Origin of the sequence: Proteus sp. G2675 (genome assembly GCF_963886535.1) — a bacterium.
In the GTDB taxonomy this organism is placed as follows: domain Bacteria; phylum Pseudomonadota; class Gammaproteobacteria; order Enterobacterales; family Enterobacteriaceae; genus Proteus; species Proteus mirabilis.
Genome location: NZ_CAWPCB010000035.1, coordinates 309507 through 328384 on the forward strand (window position 1 = coordinate 309507; position 18878 = coordinate 328384).

The following is an 18878-nucleotide window of genomic DNA, read 5'->3' on the forward strand; positions in this document are numbered from 1 at the left end:
TATCGACGATAAATCATAGAGATAAGCATAATCTAACAAAGATTAACAAACTCAATTAAGCTGTTAGGTAAGGTCCAGCACGGATACCACGGATCTGAGCAAGCCATAATCCGGTATGATAGGAAATACGATTTTCCGTTAACACGCCACGGGAAATCGGTAAATTAACCAGGGTAGAAGATGGCGCTTGAGTCAGTAACGCATAAAGCGTATCAAGCATGACCTCAGCAACATTCGCAACAGGTGATGGCTCATCTTTTGCTTTTACCATCAATTCAGGTGAATGAATGGTAAAAGCAAAAGAGAGCTGCTTAATCACATTTTTAACGGCATGCTGTTGCCAGTAATTAAAGGTGAAGGATGAAGCAGGATTCTGTACACTCTGGCGTAAGAATAAATTATCAAAAGCGATTAATGCTTGGCTTTGACGATTTTGTGAGGAAGGTGTATCCGTTTGTGATGGATTTTCAGCATGGGCAGACACCAGCGAAGGCATACCAATACCTGCTGCTACCATCCCTAATAGCAGATGCGACCAAAAATATCGTCTGCCAAATTGTCGCCAAAAATTTATAATGCTCATTAACCTTCGTTATTTAATTTTATAATTTGTGGAGTCAAAATCTATGCGGGATAGCTACCCACAATCATTGGAAAACATCCTAAAAGAGCTTGAAGGTTCCAATAAAAGCACATTACAGCTTATACAACAGCGTGCAACAATTTTACTCAAATTAAATCGTACCGTCATGGCACTTTTACCAGCACCGTTACAAGGTAAATGCCGTGTCGCCAATTATCGCAATGCTATTTTAATTATTGAAGTCACAAACGCAAGTTGGATGACCCGATTACGTTATGAAATTCCATCATTACTTTCTGCATTAAGAAAGGAAATTTTACCATCGTTATCCTCAATAGACATCAAAATAAATCCTTCTTTAAGCATAAAAGCGGGAAAAAAGAGTGTCACTTCATCATTAAAAGATCCAACACCCGTAAAAAAACGCCACTTAAGTGTAGAGAGTGCACAATCATTGAAATATTTGGCAGAGAAAAGCCCGAAGAAATTAAGAGAAAGATTAGAACGGTTGGCTGCACTTGCCGGAGAGAGTACAAGTACAGCCAAAGATGACGCTAATTAGAGATAATTAACGTGCTTTACAATTGAGCGATTAAGCAAAAACTGTCGATGGTGCTTTAAATGCCACTGGCATTTTCGCTTCGTCTTCAAAGGTGACGAATTCCCAAGCAGACTCTTTTGCTAAAACAGCTTGGAGCAATTTATTATTTAGTGCATGACCTGATTTAAACGCGGTAAATTCACCGATAATGTTATAGCCACACATAAATAAATCACCGATTGCATCTAACATTTTATGACGAACAAATTCGTCTTCAAAACGTAAACCATCATCGTTGAGGACACGATAGTCATCAACCACGATAGCGCAATCAAAGCTACCGCCTAAACACAATCCTTTCGATTGTAAATATTCAATATCACGCATAAATCCAAATGTACGAGCACGACTTATTTGACTCATAAAGGATTCAGCAGAGAAATCTAATTTATAACGCTGAGTACTTGCATCGATAGCAGGATGGTTAAAATCGATAGTAAAATCTAATTTAAAACCATTATAAGGACGCATTTCCGCCCATTTATCGCCATCTTCAACACGTACTGTTTCCTTGATACGGATGAATTTTTTCGCAGTGCGAAGCTCTTCAATACCTGCATCAAGCAATAAGAAAACAAAAGGTGCTGCACTGCCATCCATAATAGGAATTTCAGGTGCATCCACTTCAATTACGATATTATCAATGCCTAAACCAGCCAGTGCTGCATTTAAATGCTCAACGGTTGATATACGCACATCATCTTCATTCACTAAGCAAGTACATAACATAGTGTCACGAACTGATTTTGCGTCTGCTGGAAAATCCACCGGTGGATTTAAGTCAGTACGACGGTAGATGACCCCAGTATTAGCTGGCGCCGGACGCATTGTAAGCGTAACTTTTTTACCCGTGTGGAGCCCCACACCAGTTGCTTGTACAATTCGTTTTAATGTCCGTTGTTTGATCATCATTTTATCTCGCAATATTATCCGTCCTACCAATTATTATACTTATAATTGGCAGGACAGTTTAGCACAAAAAGCGGAGATGCCAATCTTTTTGACGATTAATCAGCCTGTTTTCTTAAGAAAGCAGGGATATCTAAATAATCTGGCTCTTTGTTAGCTTGAGTAGATTGTTCATTAACCGCTTTAGCTGCAGGCTTGCTCTCTTCTACTGTAGAGAAAGAGGACATGCTATTTTGCATTTGCTGATAACGATTTTCCATAGCGTTTTGTTGATTTTGCTTATTAGTTACCAGCGTAATTTCTGGACGTTTATCCATGCCGATACCTGTAGCAACCACAGTAACACGCAGTTCATCGTTCATTTCAGGGTCAAGAGAAGTACCAATCACCACTGTGGCGTTATCTGATGCAAATGCACGAATGGTGTTACCGACGGTTTCAAACTCATCAAGACGTAAATCAAAGCCTGCTGTAATATTAACTAACACACCACGTGCGCCAGACAGGTCGATATCTTCCAGTAATGGACTTGAAATCGCCATTTCAGCGGCTTCTTCAGCACGATCTTCGCCTTTAGCTGCACCAGATCCCATCATGGCATAACCCATCTCTGACATCACCGTTCTCACGTCAGCAAAGTCGACGTTCATCAAACCTGGGCGAGTGATCAGTTCTGCGATACCTTGAACAGCACCTTTTAATACATCATTTGCCGCACCAAATGCGTCAAGTAACGAAATACCACGGCCGAGTACTTTTAGCAGCTTGTCATTTGGAATAGTGATTAATGAGTCAACATGCTTAGATAACTCAGTAATTCCCTGCTCAGCAAATGCCATACGCTTTTTGCCTTCAAAATTAAAAGGCTTAGTCACAACAGCAACCGTTAAAATACCTAACTCTTTCGCAACTTCAGCAACGACTGGCGCAGCACCTGTACCTGTACCACCGCCCATACCCGCAGCGATAAATACCATATCCGCACCTTCTAGTGCAGCGCGTAACGCTTCACGATCTTCTTCGGCAGCATTACGGCCTACCTCAGGGTTTGCACCTGCACCTAAGCCTTTCGTAATGGCATTACCGATTTGGATAGTTTGTCCAACTGCTGTTTTACGTAATGCTTGAGCATCAGTATTGACCGCGAAGAAATCAACGCCTTCAATACGTTCACGAACCATGTGCTCAACCGCATTACCGCCGCCGCCACCAACGCCGATGACTTTGATCACCGCATCGTTGGTTAATTCCATAGGTTCAAACATAATTTCTCTCCGTTTTGTGCCTTTTAGGGTCGCTTGCTCAAACGACCTCTTTTTAAATTTGTCTGATGATTAAAACTCTCTTTTTAACCAGCCAGTGAGTTTTTTTAGCCAACCACTAACTGCAGAGCGTTTTTCGGTTTCAGTTTCCTCACCAAAGTGAGATTCTTTACCGTAATGCAAAAGCCCGACTGCCGTAGAATAGAAGGGATCCTGCGCATAATCTGTTAGCCCGGTAATATTTAACGGTTTACCGATCCGTACTTGCGTGTGGAAAACACGTTGAGCACATTCAACAAGTCCATCTATCTGTGCAGCACCACCTGTTAAAACAATACCTGCCGCTAAATGGTGCTTTATTCCTTGCTGACGTAATTGTTCCTGAACACTCAAAATCTCTTCATTAACAAGATTTAGAAGCTCGGTATAACGCGGTTCAATCACCTCAGCAAGTGTTTGCCGTTGTAGACTTCTTGGTGGTCTACCTCCGACACTTGGAACTTCGACATTTTCATCTTTGCCAACTAAAGAGCCTAATGCACAGCCATGACGCACTTTTATTGCTTCGGCATCATTTGGTGGTGTACCAAAAGCGTAAGCAATATCGCTAGTCACAACGTTGCCTGCATAAGGAATGACACGAGTATGTCTTAATGCACCACCGGTATATATGGCGATATCCATGGTTCCGCCACCCATATCAACGACACAAACACCTAATTCGCGCTCATCTTCTGTTAGCACAGCAAAACTTGAAGCCAGTCCTGCAAAAATCAGTTGATCCACTTTTAAACCACAGCGCTCAACTGCTTTTACTATATTCTTCGCCATATCGTTATGGCAGGTAATCAGATGCACTTTAGCCTGCATACGTACACCGGATAACCCTACAGGGTTTTTGATCCCTTCTTGGTAATCAATGGCGTACTCTTGCGGTATTACGTGTAAAACACGGTGTTCATCTTTTACTTTGACGGATTTCGCAGTATGCACCACGCTATCAACATCATCTTGTGTTACTTCTTCTTCTGAAATTGGCACCATACCAATTTCATTTTGGCAGCTAATATGTTTGCCTGATAACGCCAAATATACTGACGATATTTGGCAATCTGCCATCAATTCAGCCTGATCTACAGCCCGTTGTACACATTTTACGACGGATTCGAGATCGTTCACGCCACCTTTGTCCATACCCCGAGATGGGCAACTTCCCACCCCGATAATATTCACTACGCCATCAGGCAGGATCTCACCGACAAGGGTGGCTACTTTGGCCGTACCAATCTCAAGACCAACTACTAATTTTCTGTCCGTCGCTTTGATCATTATTGTTCTGCCTTCGCCTTCATCGTGTCATCTGCCACGTCTTGTTTATTCATTCACATCAAGTAATAAAGGAGCCCATCCAACTGCACCACCACTGTCATAACGTAAATCGACATAATCAACCCGTTTGTCAGTCTGTTGTTGCAAGATAGGATACAGCTCAATAAAGCGAGCAATCCGTTTTTCGGTATCCTTACGCCCTAACTCCAATCGGACATCATTGTCTAAGACTAATTGCCATCCTTGACGAGCTGACATTGATGCTGCTTTTAATTTCAGATTACTGGCAAGAAGCTGATCTCTCATTGCTAAATAACCTGCTAATACCATTTTCTCACTTCCTTGCGGCCCATATAATAGTGGGTAATTTCCTTGTGTTTCCAATCGCGTTGGCAGACTGAAAATTCGGCCTTCTCTATCAAGAAAATGTGTGTCATTCCAACGGGTAAATGGCACATACTCCACCAGATGGATTTTTAATTCGTCTGGCCATTGTTTACGTACGGTCACTTGCCTGATCCATGGCATACGTTCAATTTGTTGCTGAATGATATTGACATCCTGTGTCATAAAAGTGCCTGGTTGGCCTAAAGATAAAATGGCCTGACGCACATCATCATTCGTTGTGTAATGCCGCTCACCAGTAAGTACAAGCTTTGATATCGGCAGACGATTAGCATCTTTCATCCAATTCACAACTTGTATTCCGCCCCAAATAATGGTGGCAATCACACATAAGAAGAAGATTAATCCTGATAAATAGCTACCATTACTCGGTCTATCAGAATGACGTTTCTCTTTTATCTCTTTATTATTTAGCGCTGCTTGTGACATAGTAAATTCATTCACCCCTGCGCAACATTCAAATAAGAGAATCGGCTATTCTTTTGTACGATATTCCTACGATTAATACTTCCACTAGATATATATACTCTATAAATACCTTTAGCTTTGATAATTAAATCACTAAATTGTTCAATCTGTTGAGAATTATTTACCTTAAAAGTCAAAATAGCGAGTTTTTCTTTAAATTTCGCTACTTTTAACTGATAATTTTTTCCCACATCTCTTTGAGCAAGCGAATTACCGATCGTATTTTTCGCAAATAAGATCTCTTTTTGACTAAAATCTCCCACCATTACAGTCATTTTCTTAACTATTTCACCATAAATGATGTTCACTTGCTCAAACATCCGTCTTAATCCTCGCTTAAAGATGGTTGTAATTTTGTTTCTGCTAAGCGACGCGCTATTTTACCAATATTTCCAGCACCTTGAACTAAAACAAGATCATTATCTGTTAATACACCCGCTAATATTGAGGAGATGTTCTCAACATCAGAAACCCAAATCGGATCTAGTTTGCCACGTTGACGAATAGTACGACACAGTGAACGACTATCTGCACCGGGAATAGGCGCCTCTCCTGCTGCATAAACATCGGTTAATAATAAAATATCAACTTGATTAAGCACCGTTGCAAAATCTTCATATAAATCACGAGTACGTGTATAACGATGTGGTTGAAATAACATCACTAAACGTTTATCAGGCCAACCTGCTCGTGCCGCTTTTATCGTTGCATCAACTTCTGTTGGGTGATGTCCATAGTCATCCACCAGCATGACTTCCCCTTCTTGGCCATTCACATGCTCAAGACTGAAATTTCCCAAGAAATCGAAACGACGCCCAGTGCCTTGGAAATTAAGTAGTGCGGCTAAAATATGCTCATCCGCAATCCCTTCTTCTGTAGCAACAGCCACAGCTGCGGTTGCATTTAAGGCGTTATGACGTCCCGGCGCATTTAATACCACATCTAAATCAGGCATATCTTCACGAGAAATAGTGAAAAATCCTTGCGCACCTTTTTGTTCGTAATGAGTAATGCGTACATCAGCATCTTCACTAAAACCATAGGTAGTAATATAACGCCCTACTTTAGGAATAATTGACCGAATAACATCGTCATCAATACACATCACTGCGCGACCATAAAACGGTAAGTTGTGTAAAAAAGTAATAAAAGTCTCTTTTAAATTATCAAAATTACCGTGATAAGTGTCCATATGGTCAGCTTCAATATTCGTTACCACTGCAACCATAGGTTGAAGATGTAAGAAAGAAGCATCACTCTCATCCGCTTCTGCAATTAAATAGCGGCTACAACCTAAACGAGCATGGGTACCTGCTGATTTCACTAAACCGCCATTAACAAAGGTTGGATCTAATCCTGCTTGTGCATAAATATTAGAAATCATCGCCGTTGTTGTTGTTTTACCGTGGGTTCCTGCAATCGCAACCCCGTGACGATAACGCATTAACTCCGCTAACATTTCTGCACGACGTATCACAGGAATACGCGCTTCTCTTGCTGCAATAATTTCCGGATTATCTGCACTAATTGCGGTAGAAACCACCACAACACTAGCATCACGAATATTTTCAGGGCGATGATTAAAATAGATTGTCGCCCCTAATGCAACGAGTTGTTGTGTGACTACATTAGGCGCTAAATCAGAACCACTGATTGCATAACCTTCATTAGCCAACACTTCGGCGATCCCGCCCATGCCGGCACCACCAATGCCAACAAAGTGGATATGCCTAACTTTTCTCATCTCAGGCACAAAAGATCTTAATTTCGCCAGCTGTTGTGTATTCACTATTTACTTCTTCACTCTAAGTTAATGGTTACAAGTTACGTTTATTTTTTAGCCACTTCGATAATTACATTAGCGACTCGCTCAGTAGCATCCGTAATCGCAACACTTTGTGCTTTTTCTGCCATTAGCATTAGCTGATGTCTATCCCAATTTTCTAGGGTGTCAGCTATCGCTTCTGGCGTTAAATCATTCTGTTCAATAATACGCGCCGCACCGGCATTTTCTAATGGCAATGCATTCCAATATTGCTGTCTATCTTTATGTTGAAAAGGAACAAAAATAGCGGGTAACCCCGCAGCGGCAATCTCGCTAACTGTTAATGCACCTGAACGACATACAACAACATCAGCCCATTGATAAGCTTGCGCTATATCATCAATAAATTCAGTAACTTTATACTCAGATTTAACTGAATTTTTAGAAAGTTCATTTTGATAGCGTAATTTGGTATCACTTTCGCTCCCTTTGCCGGCCTGATGCCAAATTGTAACTCGCTCTCCTAATAATCCAGCCACCACTGGCATTGTATGATTTAAGATACGCGCACCTTGGCTACCACCAATAACCAGCACTCGGACAGCACCTTCTCTGCCTTTTAATCTCTCTGCTGGGGCTTCAAGTGCTAAGACATCGTCACGAACCGGATTACCAACAACAGGCGCATTAGCAAACGCACCGGGGAATGCTTGTAACACACGTTTGGCTATTTTTGACAACCAACGGTTAGTTAAGCCTGCAATACCATTTTGTTCATGTAAAACAACGGGAATACCACAGCTCCATGCTGCAACACCGCCTGGTCCAGAAACATAGCCTCCCATGCCTAATACGGCATCAGGCTGATAGCGCTTCATAATCCGACGGGCTTGAAAAATCGCTTTTATAATACGAATAGGTGCCGCAATTAACGCTTTTACCCCTTTACCTCGCAGACCCGAAATACGGATATACTCGATTTCAATGCCATGCTTAGGCACTAATTGTGCTTCCATTCTATCCGCGGTTCCTAACCAACGAATATCCCAGCCTTGGGATTGCAGATAATGAGCAACTGCTAATCCAGGAAAGACATGCCCCCCTGTTCCGCCGGCCATCACCATTAATCGGCGTTTACGTTCGCTCATTTAGGACTCCTTACAAACGCCTGAGCCTGTGCTAGGCGTGATTCATAATCAATTCGTAACAACATCACGATAGCCGTTGACATAATAATCAAACTCGAACCACCGTAACTAATAAGAGGTAACGTTAACCCTTTCGTTGGCAACATACCCGCTGCCGCACCGACGTTGACCAAAGTCTGGAAGGTAAACCAGATCCCAATCGAACAGGCTAAAAAACCTGAAAAACGTTGATCGAGCAGCAAAGCACGGCGTCCAATTTGCATCGCACGAAAAGCGATGAAGAATACCATTAAAAGCACTAAAACCACACCGATATAACCAAGTTCTTCTGCTAAAATGGAGAAAATAAAGTCAGTATGAGCTTCAGGTAGATACTCTAACTTTTGTACTGAATTTCCTAACCCTTGCCCCAGTAGATCACCGCGTCCAAAAGCCATCAAGGATTGTGTTAACTGATAACCACTACCAAAAGGATCTTCCCAAGGTTCTAAGAACGAAGTGATACGTCGTACACGGTAAGGCTCAACAATAATTAACATCACAACAGCGGCAATACCTGTACCAATAATGGCGAGGAATTGCCAAATTTTTGCACCGGCTAAAAAAAGCAACGCTAATGTGGTCACAAACAGCACGACCACCGTACCTAAGTCGGGTTGTAATAGCAGTAATACGGCTAATATTAACATCACCCCCATAGGTTTACAGAATCCCCAAAAATTGTTTCTCACTTCTTCTACTTTTCTCACCAAATAACTGGAGAGATAACAAAACAGTGCCAATTTAGAAAGTTCTGCCGGCTGAATACGTAAAGGCCCAAATGCAATCCAACGTGATGCGCCATTTACTGAGCTACCCACTGCCAATACCACGAGTAATAGCAAGATAGAACCAAACAGCATTAAGCTACTGTAGCGTTGCCATACCGCCATTGGCACTCGCATTGTCACTAATGCAAGGCAAAGGGCAACAATCATATAAATGCCGTCACGTTTAGCAAATAGAAAAGGATCTTCTGCTAAACGTTGTCCAACAGGCATTGACGCCGAGGTTACCATCACAAACCCGACAACCGCTAATCCGAATGTAAACCAGAGCAAAGTGCGATCATAAGGCACGAACGCGCTGTTATCTGTTTGATAACTTCCCACCAGCCACTGTTTTAATCTTCGCATTGCGTATACACTCATCAGCCAAGCTCCTGCGCTAAACGGGCAAACTCATCACCACGTTGTTCGAAACTTTTAAACTGATCTAGACTTGCACAAGCGGGTGAAAGTAGCACCATATCGCCAGTTTGCACTGTTGGTGCAAGTAATCGCATCGCCTCTTCCATAGTCGCGGTTAATTGTGAGACTTGTGGTCGTAAATTTGCCAATGCTTGACCATCTTGTCCGAAGCAATATAAGCGAATATTATCGCCACTGAGATAAGGTAATAGCGCGCTAAAATCAGCAGACTTACCGTCCCCACCTAACAACAGGTGCAAAGTCCCTTCTACTTCAAGCCCTCTTAAAGCCGCTTCTGTGCTACCTACATTAGTCGCTTTAGAATCATTGATCCAACGTACCCCATTATGGGAGTAAACTAATTGGAAACGATGAGCAAGGCCATGATAGGTGTTTAAAACAGCCAGTGATGCTTTACGAGAAATTCCCACCGCATCAGCTAACGCTAATGCGGCTAATGCATTGGTGTAATTGTGTTGACCAGAAAGGAACATCTGTGAAGTGGCAAGAATATTTTCACCATTTACGTTCAAGTAACGATTGGTATTATCAAGTTGATAATCCCCTTGTCCGATACCAAAACTCACACAACGTGCATCTTTGCCAGCTAAAGGCAATGTCAGAACATCATCTGCGTTATAGACACAGGTTTTAGCATTATCATAAATACGTAATTTAGCTTCACGGTATTGTTCTAATCCTAACGGATAGCGATTCATATGATCTTCGCTAATATTTAATACCGTGGCAGCCGCCGCTGTTAAGCTATAGGTTGTCTCTAATTGAAAGCTCGATAGCTCTAAGACATATAAGTCATAAGGCTGTGTTAATAACGTTAAAGCAGGTACACCAATATTGCCACCGACACCGACAGCGATCCCGTCAGCTTTAGCCATTTCCCCCACCAACGTCGTTACGGTACTTTTGCCATTAGAGCCTGTTATCGCAACAATAGGTGCTTTTGCCTCACGGCAAAATAGCTCAATATCACCGACAATTTCCACTCCATGATCTCGCGCTTCAACTAACTCAGGCGTTGATAACGCAATACCCGGACTTGAGACAATTAAATCAGCATCATTAAGCCATACTTGATGAAAACTCCCCGTATGATACTCAACATCAGCAGGTAGCTTATCTAAACCCGCGGGATGCTGGCGAGTATCTATCACTTTAGGTGTTACACCTTGGCGGATAAAAAAGTCAACGCAGGATAGACCGGTAATGCCTAGTCCCACGATAACAACTTTTTTCCCCTGATAATTTGCCATGTTAACGTACCTTTAATGTCGCTAAACCAATAAGGACTAACATAAGAGAGATGATCCAAAAGCGGACAATCACACGAGGCTCTGGCCAACCTTTTAATTCATAGTGATGATGGATTGGCGCCATACGGAAAATACGTTGGCCGCGCAGTTTAAATGAACCTACTTGTAAAATAACCGAGAGCGTTTCAACAACGAACACGCCCCCCATAATCACTAATAAAAATTCTTGGCGTAATAACACGGCGATAGTACCTAATGCACCACCTAATGCTAAAGAGCCAACATCACCCATAAAGACTTGGGCAGGATAAGTATTAAACCAAAGGAAGCCTAATCCCGCACCGACAATGGCGGTACAAACAATCACCAATTCGCCTGCATGCATTAAATAAGGAATTTTTAGGTAGCTGGCAAAATTGACATTACCTGTAGCCCATGCAACTAATGCAAATCCAGCCGCTACAAACACCGTAGGCATAATGGCTAAGCCATCTAAACCATCGGTTAAATTTACCGCGTTACTGGTGCCAACAATGACAAAATAAGCCAGTAAGATATACAACATGCCAAGTTGTGGCATGACATCTTTAAAGAAAGGCACAACAAGTTGCGTTGCTGGGGTATCTTTACCAATCGCGTACATACTAAATGCAACCGCTAAAGCTAATACCGATTGCCAGAAATATTTCCAACGCGCTATTAAGCCTCGAGTATCTTTACGCACTACTTTGCGATAATCATCGATAAAACCGATGATGCCATAACCAATCAGCACCAAGAGTACACACCATACATAAGGATTATCTAATCGCGCCCACAATAAGGTTGATACAGCGATAGAAAATAGGATCATGATCCCACCCATGGTCGGCGTACCACGTTTGCTAAAGTGTGACTCAGGACCTTCGTTACGCACCACTTGCCCGATTTGCATTTTTTGTAACCATGCAATTAAATGGGGTCCCATCCATAACGCAATAATTAATGCCGTCAATAAACCAACAATCGCTCTGAATGTCAGATAAGAAAACACATTAAAAAATGTATGATATTTAACCAAATATTCGGCTAGCCAAACTAACATTCAAAGCACTCCTTTAATGCGTTCACGATATCCTCCATTGCTGAGCTTCGTGAACCTTTTACTAAAACTGAAACAACATCATGCTGCTGTAATAATGGAATTAATTGGGTAAGCAAATCAGCTTTAAATGAAAAATGCTCACCGCCTTCATTTTCTTGACTAATAAACTGGCTGTAATGACCCACGGTTAATACCCGATCGATACCGACTTGATGGGCAAAACGTCCCACATCACGGTGACATTTTTCTGAATCTTCACCTAATTCAGCCATATCTCCAGCGACAAAGATTTTATATCCTGGTAATTGAGATAAAACTTGCAGCCCTGCTATCATCGACCCATCATTAGCATTATAGGTATCATCTAACACTATTTTTCCTGTTGTTAATTCAACAGGATAGAGTCTGCCAGGTACGGCTTTCAGTACCGCTAAACCTTGCTGAATATCCGTTAATGTCGCCCCTACCGACAAGGCTAACGCACTTGCGGCTAACGCATTGGCAATATTATGGCGACCAGGTAAAGGTAGGGTGATTGCTACACACCCTTCTGGCGTATGCAATGTAAAATCGGTGGTGAGTTGATTAACAACGATATCCGTTGGGTAGAAATCGGCTTGAGAGTCTGCAGATAAAGAGAAAGACCACTGAGTTTGACGTGAGTTAAAATGCTGTTGCCATAACGCAACATCATTACTTTGCTGATTAATAATGGCTGTGCCTTGCTCTTTTAAGCCAGTGAATATTTCACCTTTAGCTTGAGCAATCCCTTGTAAGGAACCAAAACCTTCAATATGTGCAGAAAAGAGATTATTGACCAATGCACTATCTGGTTTAACCATATCCACTGTATAGGCTATTTCACCAATATGGTTAGCACCAAGTTCAATCACGGCAAAACGATGTTCAGGGGTTAGACGAAAGAGTGTCAGGGGAACACCAATATCATTATTTAAATTGCCATGTGTATATAAGGTTTCACCACAGTGACGCAGTATCGAAGCCGTCATCTCTTTAACGGACGTTTTACCCGAAGAGCCCGTTAACGCCACAATTTTAGCATTGCTAAGCGAACGGATATAAGCGGCAATATGCCCCATTGCTAAACGGGTATCTTTTACGATGATTTGTGGACATTCAACATCGATTTTCCGATTAACTAAAACCGCAACGGCACCCTTTTGTTTGACATCAGCAATAAAGTCATGAGCATCAAAACGATCACCTGCTAAAGCAATAAACAGACAAGCATCATCAATTTTACGGCTATCGGTAGAAATTGATTTGATCATTAATTGATTGGCTTGGCTTTGAGTAATAGTACTCAACACGCCTTGAGTGACTTGTGCAATGGTTTCGAGAGAAAGCGCTATCATGCGATCACCCCCAATAACCGTGCAACAGTTAATCGGTCAGAATAATCAAGACGGCGAGTACCAACGATTTGATAATCTTCGTGCCCTTTTCCTGCCACTAAGATCATATCAGCGGGAGAGGCTTGCATTACTACATTCGTCACTGCTTCTGCTCGTCCTTCAATCGCTAATGCACGACCAGGATCCATTAACCCAGAAAGGATATCTTGAATAATGGCTTGTGGCTCTTCACTACGTGGATTGTCATCGGTGATAACCACTTTATCGGCAAACTGCTCTGCTACAGCGCCCATTAGTGGGCGCTTACCTTTATCTCTATCACCACCACAACCAAAGATACACCACAGTTTGCCAGTACAGTGTAAGCGTGCCGCTTGTAACGCTTTTTCTAAGGCATCTGGCGTGTGGGCATAATCAACGATCACCGTAGGACGATTATCCGCACTAAATACTTCCATACGACCACAAACGGGCGTTAATGCACTGGAAGCTTTAATCACTGCATCAAGAGGGTATTCAAGTGCCAAAAGTGTAGCTAAAGCACAGAGTAAGTTACTGACATTAAAAGCCCCCATTAATGGGCTTTCAATTTCACCTTCTCCCCAACTTGAATTAAAATGGATAGTGGCACCCGCATCATGGTAATTGATTTGTGTCGCTTGCACATAGCGTCCTTGCCAATTTGCCGGCAATTTATCCGCCATAGTCACCGCCACTGCATCGGGTAGATGCGTCAACCATTTATGCCCTACCGCATCATCAGCATTAATGATTTTTTCGCCACTATGGTGGGTCGAAAATAACAACCATTTAGCCTGTTCGTAATTGGCCATATCACCATGATAATCAAGGTGATCGCGACTTAAGTTGGTAAATACGCTGGCGACAAAAGGTAGCGCACTAACGCGCCCTTGAACTAAACCGTGTGACGAAACCTCCATTGCGGTAAAGGTAGCGCCTTGATTAACTAATTGCTGTAATTCTAATTGGATATCAACCGCTGAACCGGTTGTATTCATTGCCGGAACAATATGATCTAATAACCCATTGCCTACCGTTCCCATAACGGCACTGACTTCACCTAAACCTTGCGCCCACTGTGCTAACAATTGTGTTGTTGTCGTTTTTCCGTTAGTACCAGTGACACCAATCAGCTTTAATTTATCCGCTGGCTGATGATAAAAAATTCCTGCAAGTTTTGATAATTGACAATTTAGGTTTTCAATATAAATAACGGGTATACCATGACTTTCACGAATTTCGCCATGAGTAGCAATACCTTCAGCTTCCGCTAAAACAGCGCAAACACCTTGTGCAATTGCCTGAGGAATATAGCGTCTACCATCCGTTTCATGGCCTTTAATTGCCACAAACAGATCACCACTCGCGGCTTTTCGGCTGTCGAGTGTCATGTCTTTAAGCGTTAAAGACGGTGCTTGTATCCCGAGTGCCCCTAATAGGTCACTTAAATTAGGATCTGCCACTTGTATCCTCTTTTTTATTAATCACTATTTCACTTTTATCGTCTGGCGTTAATGCATCAGGCTCTACATTCATCGTACGTAGAACCGCGCCCATAATTGTGCCAAACACTGGTGCAGAAACTGCACCCCCATAATATTTGCCCGCTTTTGGCTCGTTAATGATCACTACTAAGGCAAAGCGTGGACGGCTTGCCGGTGCAACACCGGCTGCATAAGAAATGTAGGCATTAATATACTTTCCATCTGGGCCGACTTTTTTCGCGGTCCCGGTCTTAATCGCAACACGATACCCTTTGATCGCAGCACGAACGCCACCACCGCCCGGTAAGGCGACACTTTCCATCATATGAACCACTGTTCTCATGACTTTTTCAGGAAAAACGCGAGTACCCGGTACAGGAGGGTCGACTTTAGTAATAGAAAGCGGTCGATAAATACCAAAACTACCGATAGTTGCATAGACACGCGCTAACTGTAATGGCGTTACCATTAGCCCATATCCGAATGAGAAGGTGGCCCTTTCAAGATCGGACCACCGTTGTTTTTTTATTGGAAATATGCCACTACTTTCACCAACTAGCCCCAAGTTAGTTGGTTTTCCGAGGCCAAAACGGGAATAAACATCTACCAGTTCAGACGCCGGCATCGCTAACGCAAGGCGAGATACCCCTACGTTACTCGATTTCTGTAAAATTCCAGTTATCGAAAGCTCACGATAAAGCGCAACATCTTTTATCTGATGACCACTAATTCGATAAGGAACAGTATTAATAACGGTATTTTCTTTAATAATATTATTGTTTAGCGCACTCATAACCACCATCGGCTTTACCGTAGAGCCTGGCTCAAAAATATCGGTGATAGCTCGATTACGCATCGCATCTTTCGGCGTTCCCGCTAAATTATTCGGGTTATAGGATGGGCTATTTGCCATCGCTAACACTTCGCCTGTATTGACATCAACCAAAACCGCCGTACCTGATTCGGCTTTATTTTCAATGACTGCATTGGTTAACTCTCTATACACAACAGATTGTAAACGCTCATCAATGCTTAACATTAAGTTGTGAGCAGCTTGGCTATCTGTTTGAGCGATATTTTCAATCACACGGTTAAAGCCATCTTTGCGTACAACTCGCTCTCCGGGGGCACCGGTAAGCCATTGGTTAAAGCTTTTTTCAACCCCTTCAATACCATCACCATCAATGTTTGTAACACCAATGATGTGAGCGGTCACTTCTCCTGAAGGATAATAGCGTTTGGACTCTTGGCGCATGTTTATCCCTTTGATTTTCAGCTTACTTATGTAATCACTAATTTCAGGATTAACTTGGCGCGCAAGATAGATAAAACGAGCGGAAGGTGTTGCAGAAATTTTTTGAGAAATTTGATTAACGGGAAGTTTTAATGCATCAGCAAGTGCTAACCAACGTGAATCGGTCATATCAGGGTTAGCTTCTAACACAACTTTAGGATCAGCCCAAATAGCATATACAGGGACACTCACCGCCAATGGTCTTCCCATACGATCGCTTATCATGCCACGAGCAGTGGGGACTTTTTGCACACGTAAAGAGCGCAGATCCCCTTCGCGGATCAGGGGATCTGGGTTAATAATCTGTAAATAGGCAACTCGTATTAATAACGCCGCTAAAGCAATACCAATACCACCGCAAAGCAACGCAAAACGCCAACTCACAAATCCTGTTTTTTCTTCAGGTTTACGGAGTTTGGCATTTGACTTTGTCTTTGTCTTCGCTTTTGCCGAACGTGAAAATTTCATACTTGCCTTAATTATTTAGTAACCACAATATTCTCTTTAGTTGGATCAACATGAACCATGCCTAACTGTTCACTTGCAAAACGTTCAACTCGGCTATGATCCGCCAATGCATTTTCCTCAAGGATCAAGTTGCGCCATTCAATATCCAATACATTTTTTTCTAACACTAAGCGCTCTTTTTCTGCTGTCAGTAAGCGTGTTTTATGTGCTGTCGTTACCACATAGATCGCTGAGATAATAACGGCGAAAAAAAGAATAAGTGGCAATTTGCCGTGACGCAGTAAATCTTGTCCTATCACTCCCGGTAATGAATGGCGTTCAGTAGACATTTATTCCTCAATACGCTGTGCGACACGTAAAACAGAACTTCGCGCTCGTGGATTCTCCTCAACTTCAACACCGGTAGGTTTCATTTTATGAATGCTACTCAGGCGAGCACTTCCTAGTGCTTTAATTTGTTCTTCTGTTAATGGGATCCCCGCTGGAACAACAGGCCCTTTACTTTCATCTCTTATAAAGCGTTTAACTAATCGGTCTTCTAAAGAGTGGAAACTAATCACCGATAAACGTCCTGCTGGCGCTAAAATAGACACGGCGCCTTTTAATGCTTTTTCAATCTCATCTAACTCACTATTGATATAGATACGGATCGCTTGAAAGCTACGTGTTGCAGGGTGCTTATGTCGCTCTTTTACTGGACTTGCTTCACTAATCAAATCCGCTAACTGTTTAGTACGTGTTAATGGCTCTTCAGTTTTATTACGCGCCACAATGGCACGGGCAATGCGTTTCGCGAAACGCTCTTCACCGAAGGTTTTTAGCACCCAAGTAATATCATCTTCTTCGGCATTCATTAACCACTGTGCAGCTGATTGTCCTGTGGTTGGGTCCATACGCATATCGAGTGGCCCATCACGCATAAAAGAGAATCCTCGTTCAGGATCATCTAATTGCGGTGAAGAAACGCCTAAATCTAATAATACGCCATCAACTTTGCCACTTAAACCTAACTCATTGATATAGTGTTCAATATTTGAAAAAGGCCCATGAATAATAGAGAATCGTGGATCATCAATTTCATTTGCCACTGCGATAGCTTGTGGATCTCTATCAATCGCAATGAGACGGCCTTGTTCACCTAATTGCGATAAAATCAGACGAGAGTGCCCGCCACGGCCAAAAGTACCGTCAATATAAATACCTGAAGGTTTAATATTCAGGCCGTTTACTGCTTCATCCAGTAATACACTGGTATGGCTAAAATTATTCGTTGTCATTATTTAAAGTGATAAATCCAATAGTCGTGTCGATAACGGTTCCTGTGAGGTTTGCTCTGCCAAAATGTCTTCTTTGATCTGTTGATACCAGACCTGTTCATCCCACAATTCAAATTTATTGAATTGACCGACTAACATGACCTCTTTGGTTAGCCCCGCGTGCTGTCTTAGCGTGCTAGCTAACAAAAGACGTCCTGCGCTATCCATCTGGCATTCACTGGCATGCCCAAGTAATAAACGCTGCACTCTTCGTTCGGCGGGATTCATGGAAGAAAGCGCTGCCAGTTTTAACTCAATTTTTTCCCATTCAGGAAGGGTATACAGCAATAAACATGGCTGATTGAGATCAATGGTACAGACCATTTGACCTTCAGAAGCCTCGTTCAGCGTTGTTCGATAACGGGAAGGAACTGTTATTCGCCCTTTGCTGTCGAGATTAACGAGTGTTGCACCACGAAACATCCTCATTTCCCTCAGCGTTATAATTTACACCACATTATCCCACAAATCCCCACAAATAGAGTTTACGGATCGTATGAAAACGTTGTCAAGCCAGTTGTAGGACGCTTTATTGATATTTACAGTAATTTTATAATCTCATCGAAATGAACAAATTATCAGCAGGCTAAAAAAGCAGAATATTAACACTATGATTCCTATCGGTTATTTTTTATTTTTCTTATTTGTTCTCAAATAGTGATTATTTATAGAGATGAAAAAGGGAAAAATAAGATAAAGAAGTCATAAAAAGAAAATGACCTATTTAATGAGATAATGCCTATTTATTGTCGTTCATTTACCTTTAACCAACATAACAATACAAAGCCCTCTTTAAATTAAAAAACCGGCTTAATCTACTGAAAAAATAATGTGATATCATGTAGATAATTTTTTACTGTCGAGT

The 18878-nt window shown here is 42.1% G+C and carries 18 protein-coding genes; 1 reads left to right on the top strand and 17 read right to left on the bottom strand.

Annotated features, from left to right (window positions below):
- Nucleotides 1–55: 55 nt before the first annotated feature.
- The gene (gene secM, locus AACQ49_RS10570) at nt 56–583 is read right to left on the bottom strand and encodes a secA translation cis-regulator SecM (protein ID WP_004244104.1); all 528 of its coding nucleotides are present in this window, start codon (nt 581–583) and stop codon (nt 56–58) included.
- Nucleotides 584–626: 43 nt separating this feature from the next.
- Between secM and AACQ49_RS10575 the strand changes: the two genes are divergently transcribed.
- Nucleotides 627–1145 (top strand): DUF721 domain-containing protein, encoded by a 519-nt coding sequence (locus tag AACQ49_RS10575; RefSeq protein ID WP_004244106.1) that lies wholly within the window; start codon nt 627–629, stop codon nt 1143–1145.
- A gap of 30 nt (nt 1146–1175) precedes the next feature.
- On the opposite strand, the gene lpxC is transcribed toward AACQ49_RS10575, so the two are convergent.
- The 16 genes from lpxC to mraZ all read right to left on the bottom strand — a co-directional run bounded on the left by lpxC (nt 1176) and on the right by mraZ (nt 18436).
- Nucleotides 1176–2093 (bottom strand): UDP-3-O-acyl-N-acetylglucosamine deacetylase, encoded by a 918-nt coding sequence (gene lpxC / locus AACQ49_RS10580; RefSeq protein ID WP_012368233.1) that lies wholly within the window; start codon nt 2091–2093, stop codon nt 1176–1178.
- Between the two features lie 98 nt (nt 2094–2191).
- On the bottom strand, nt 2192–3358 hold the full coding sequence (gene ftsZ, locus AACQ49_RS10585) for a cell division protein FtsZ (protein WP_004244108.1): 1167 nt from the start codon (nt 3356–3358) through the stop codon (nt 2192–2194).
- A 69-nt stretch (nt 3359–3427) separates the two neighbouring features.
- Nucleotides 3428–4684 (bottom strand): cell division protein FtsA, encoded by a 1257-nt coding sequence (gene ftsA / locus AACQ49_RS10590; RefSeq protein WP_004244110.1) that lies wholly within the window; start codon nt 4682–4684, stop codon nt 3428–3430.
- 45 nt (nt 4685–4729) lie between these two features.
- Entirely contained in the window at nt 4730–5518 is a 789-nt protein-coding gene (ftsQ, locus tag AACQ49_RS10595) for a cell division protein FtsQ (protein ID WP_012368234.1), read from the bottom strand.
- A gap of 11 nt (nt 5519–5529) precedes the next feature.
- Entirely contained in the window at nt 5530–5877 is a 348-nt protein-coding gene (locus AACQ49_RS10600; protein WP_020946021.1) for a hypothetical protein, read from the bottom strand.
- A 5-nt stretch (nt 5878–5882) separates the two neighbouring features.
- Nucleotides 5883–7346 (bottom strand): UDP-N-acetylmuramate--L-alanine ligase, encoded by a 1464-nt coding sequence (gene murC / locus AACQ49_RS10605; protein ID WP_004244115.1) that lies wholly within the window; start codon nt 7344–7346, stop codon nt 5883–5885.
- A gap of 41 nt (nt 7347–7387) precedes the next feature.
- A complete protein-coding gene (gene murG, locus AACQ49_RS10610) occupies nt 7388–8470 on the bottom strand; it encodes an undecaprenyldiphospho-muramoylpentapeptide beta-N-acetylglucosaminyltransferase (RefSeq protein ID WP_004244116.1) in 1083 nt (360 codons plus the stop codon).
- Nucleotides 8467–9660 carry a cell division protein FtsW gene (gene ftsW, locus AACQ49_RS10615; protein WP_004244117.1) on the bottom strand — a complete coding sequence of 398 codons (1194 nt, stop codon included), beginning with the start codon at nt 9658–9660 and terminating at the stop codon, nt 8467–8469. Before ftsW ends, murG begins: the two co-directional genes overlap by 4 nt.
- The gene (gene murD / locus AACQ49_RS10620; protein ID WP_049201793.1) at nt 9660–10970 is read right to left on the bottom strand and encodes a UDP-N-acetylmuramoyl-L-alanine--D-glutamate ligase; all 1311 of its coding nucleotides are present in this window, start codon (nt 10968–10970) and stop codon (nt 9660–9662) included. The genes ftsW and murD overlap by 1 nt, the downstream gene beginning before the upstream one ends.
- Nucleotide 10971: 1 nt before the next feature.
- The gene (gene mraY, locus AACQ49_RS10625; RefSeq protein WP_004248563.1) at nt 10972–12054 is read right to left on the bottom strand and encodes a phospho-N-acetylmuramoyl-pentapeptide-transferase; all 1083 of its coding nucleotides are present in this window, start codon (nt 12052–12054) and stop codon (nt 10972–10974) included.
- Nucleotides 12048–13430: a UDP-N-acetylmuramoyl-tripeptide--D-alanyl-D-alanine ligase gene (gene murF / locus AACQ49_RS10630; protein ID WP_161779039.1), complete on the bottom strand. Its 1383-nt coding sequence runs from the start codon at nt 13428–13430 to the stop codon at nt 12048–12050. Before murF ends, mraY begins: the two co-directional genes overlap by 7 nt.
- The gene (gene murE / locus AACQ49_RS10635; RefSeq protein ID WP_017827190.1) at nt 13427–14914 is read right to left on the bottom strand and encodes a UDP-N-acetylmuramoyl-L-alanyl-D-glutamate--2,6-diaminopimelate ligase; all 1488 of its coding nucleotides are present in this window, start codon (nt 14912–14914) and stop codon (nt 13427–13429) included. Before murE ends, murF begins: the two co-directional genes overlap by 4 nt.
- Nucleotides 14901–16697, bottom strand: coding sequence for a peptidoglycan glycosyltransferase FtsI (gene ftsI, locus AACQ49_RS10640; protein WP_004248565.1), 1797 nt, complete (start codon nt 16695–16697; stop codon nt 14901–14903). Before ftsI ends, murE begins: the two co-directional genes overlap by 14 nt.
- A gap of 11 nt (nt 16698–16708) precedes the next feature.
- Nucleotides 16709–17026 carry a cell division protein FtsL gene (gene ftsL / locus AACQ49_RS10645; RefSeq protein WP_004244124.1) on the bottom strand — a complete coding sequence of 106 codons (318 nt, stop codon included), beginning with the start codon at nt 17024–17026 and terminating at the stop codon, nt 16709–16711.
- The gene (gene rsmH / locus AACQ49_RS10650; RefSeq protein ID WP_004244125.1) at nt 17027–17974 is read right to left on the bottom strand and encodes a 16S rRNA (cytosine(1402)-N(4))-methyltransferase RsmH; all 948 of its coding nucleotides are present in this window, start codon (nt 17972–17974) and stop codon (nt 17027–17029) included. It abuts the gene before it with no gap.
- Between the two features lie 3 nt (nt 17975–17977).
- Nucleotides 17978–18436: a division/cell wall cluster transcriptional repressor MraZ gene (mraZ, locus tag AACQ49_RS10655; RefSeq protein WP_004248567.1), complete on the bottom strand. Its 459-nt coding sequence runs from the start codon at nt 18434–18436 to the stop codon at nt 17978–17980.
- Nucleotides 18437–18878 lie beyond the last annotated feature (442 nt).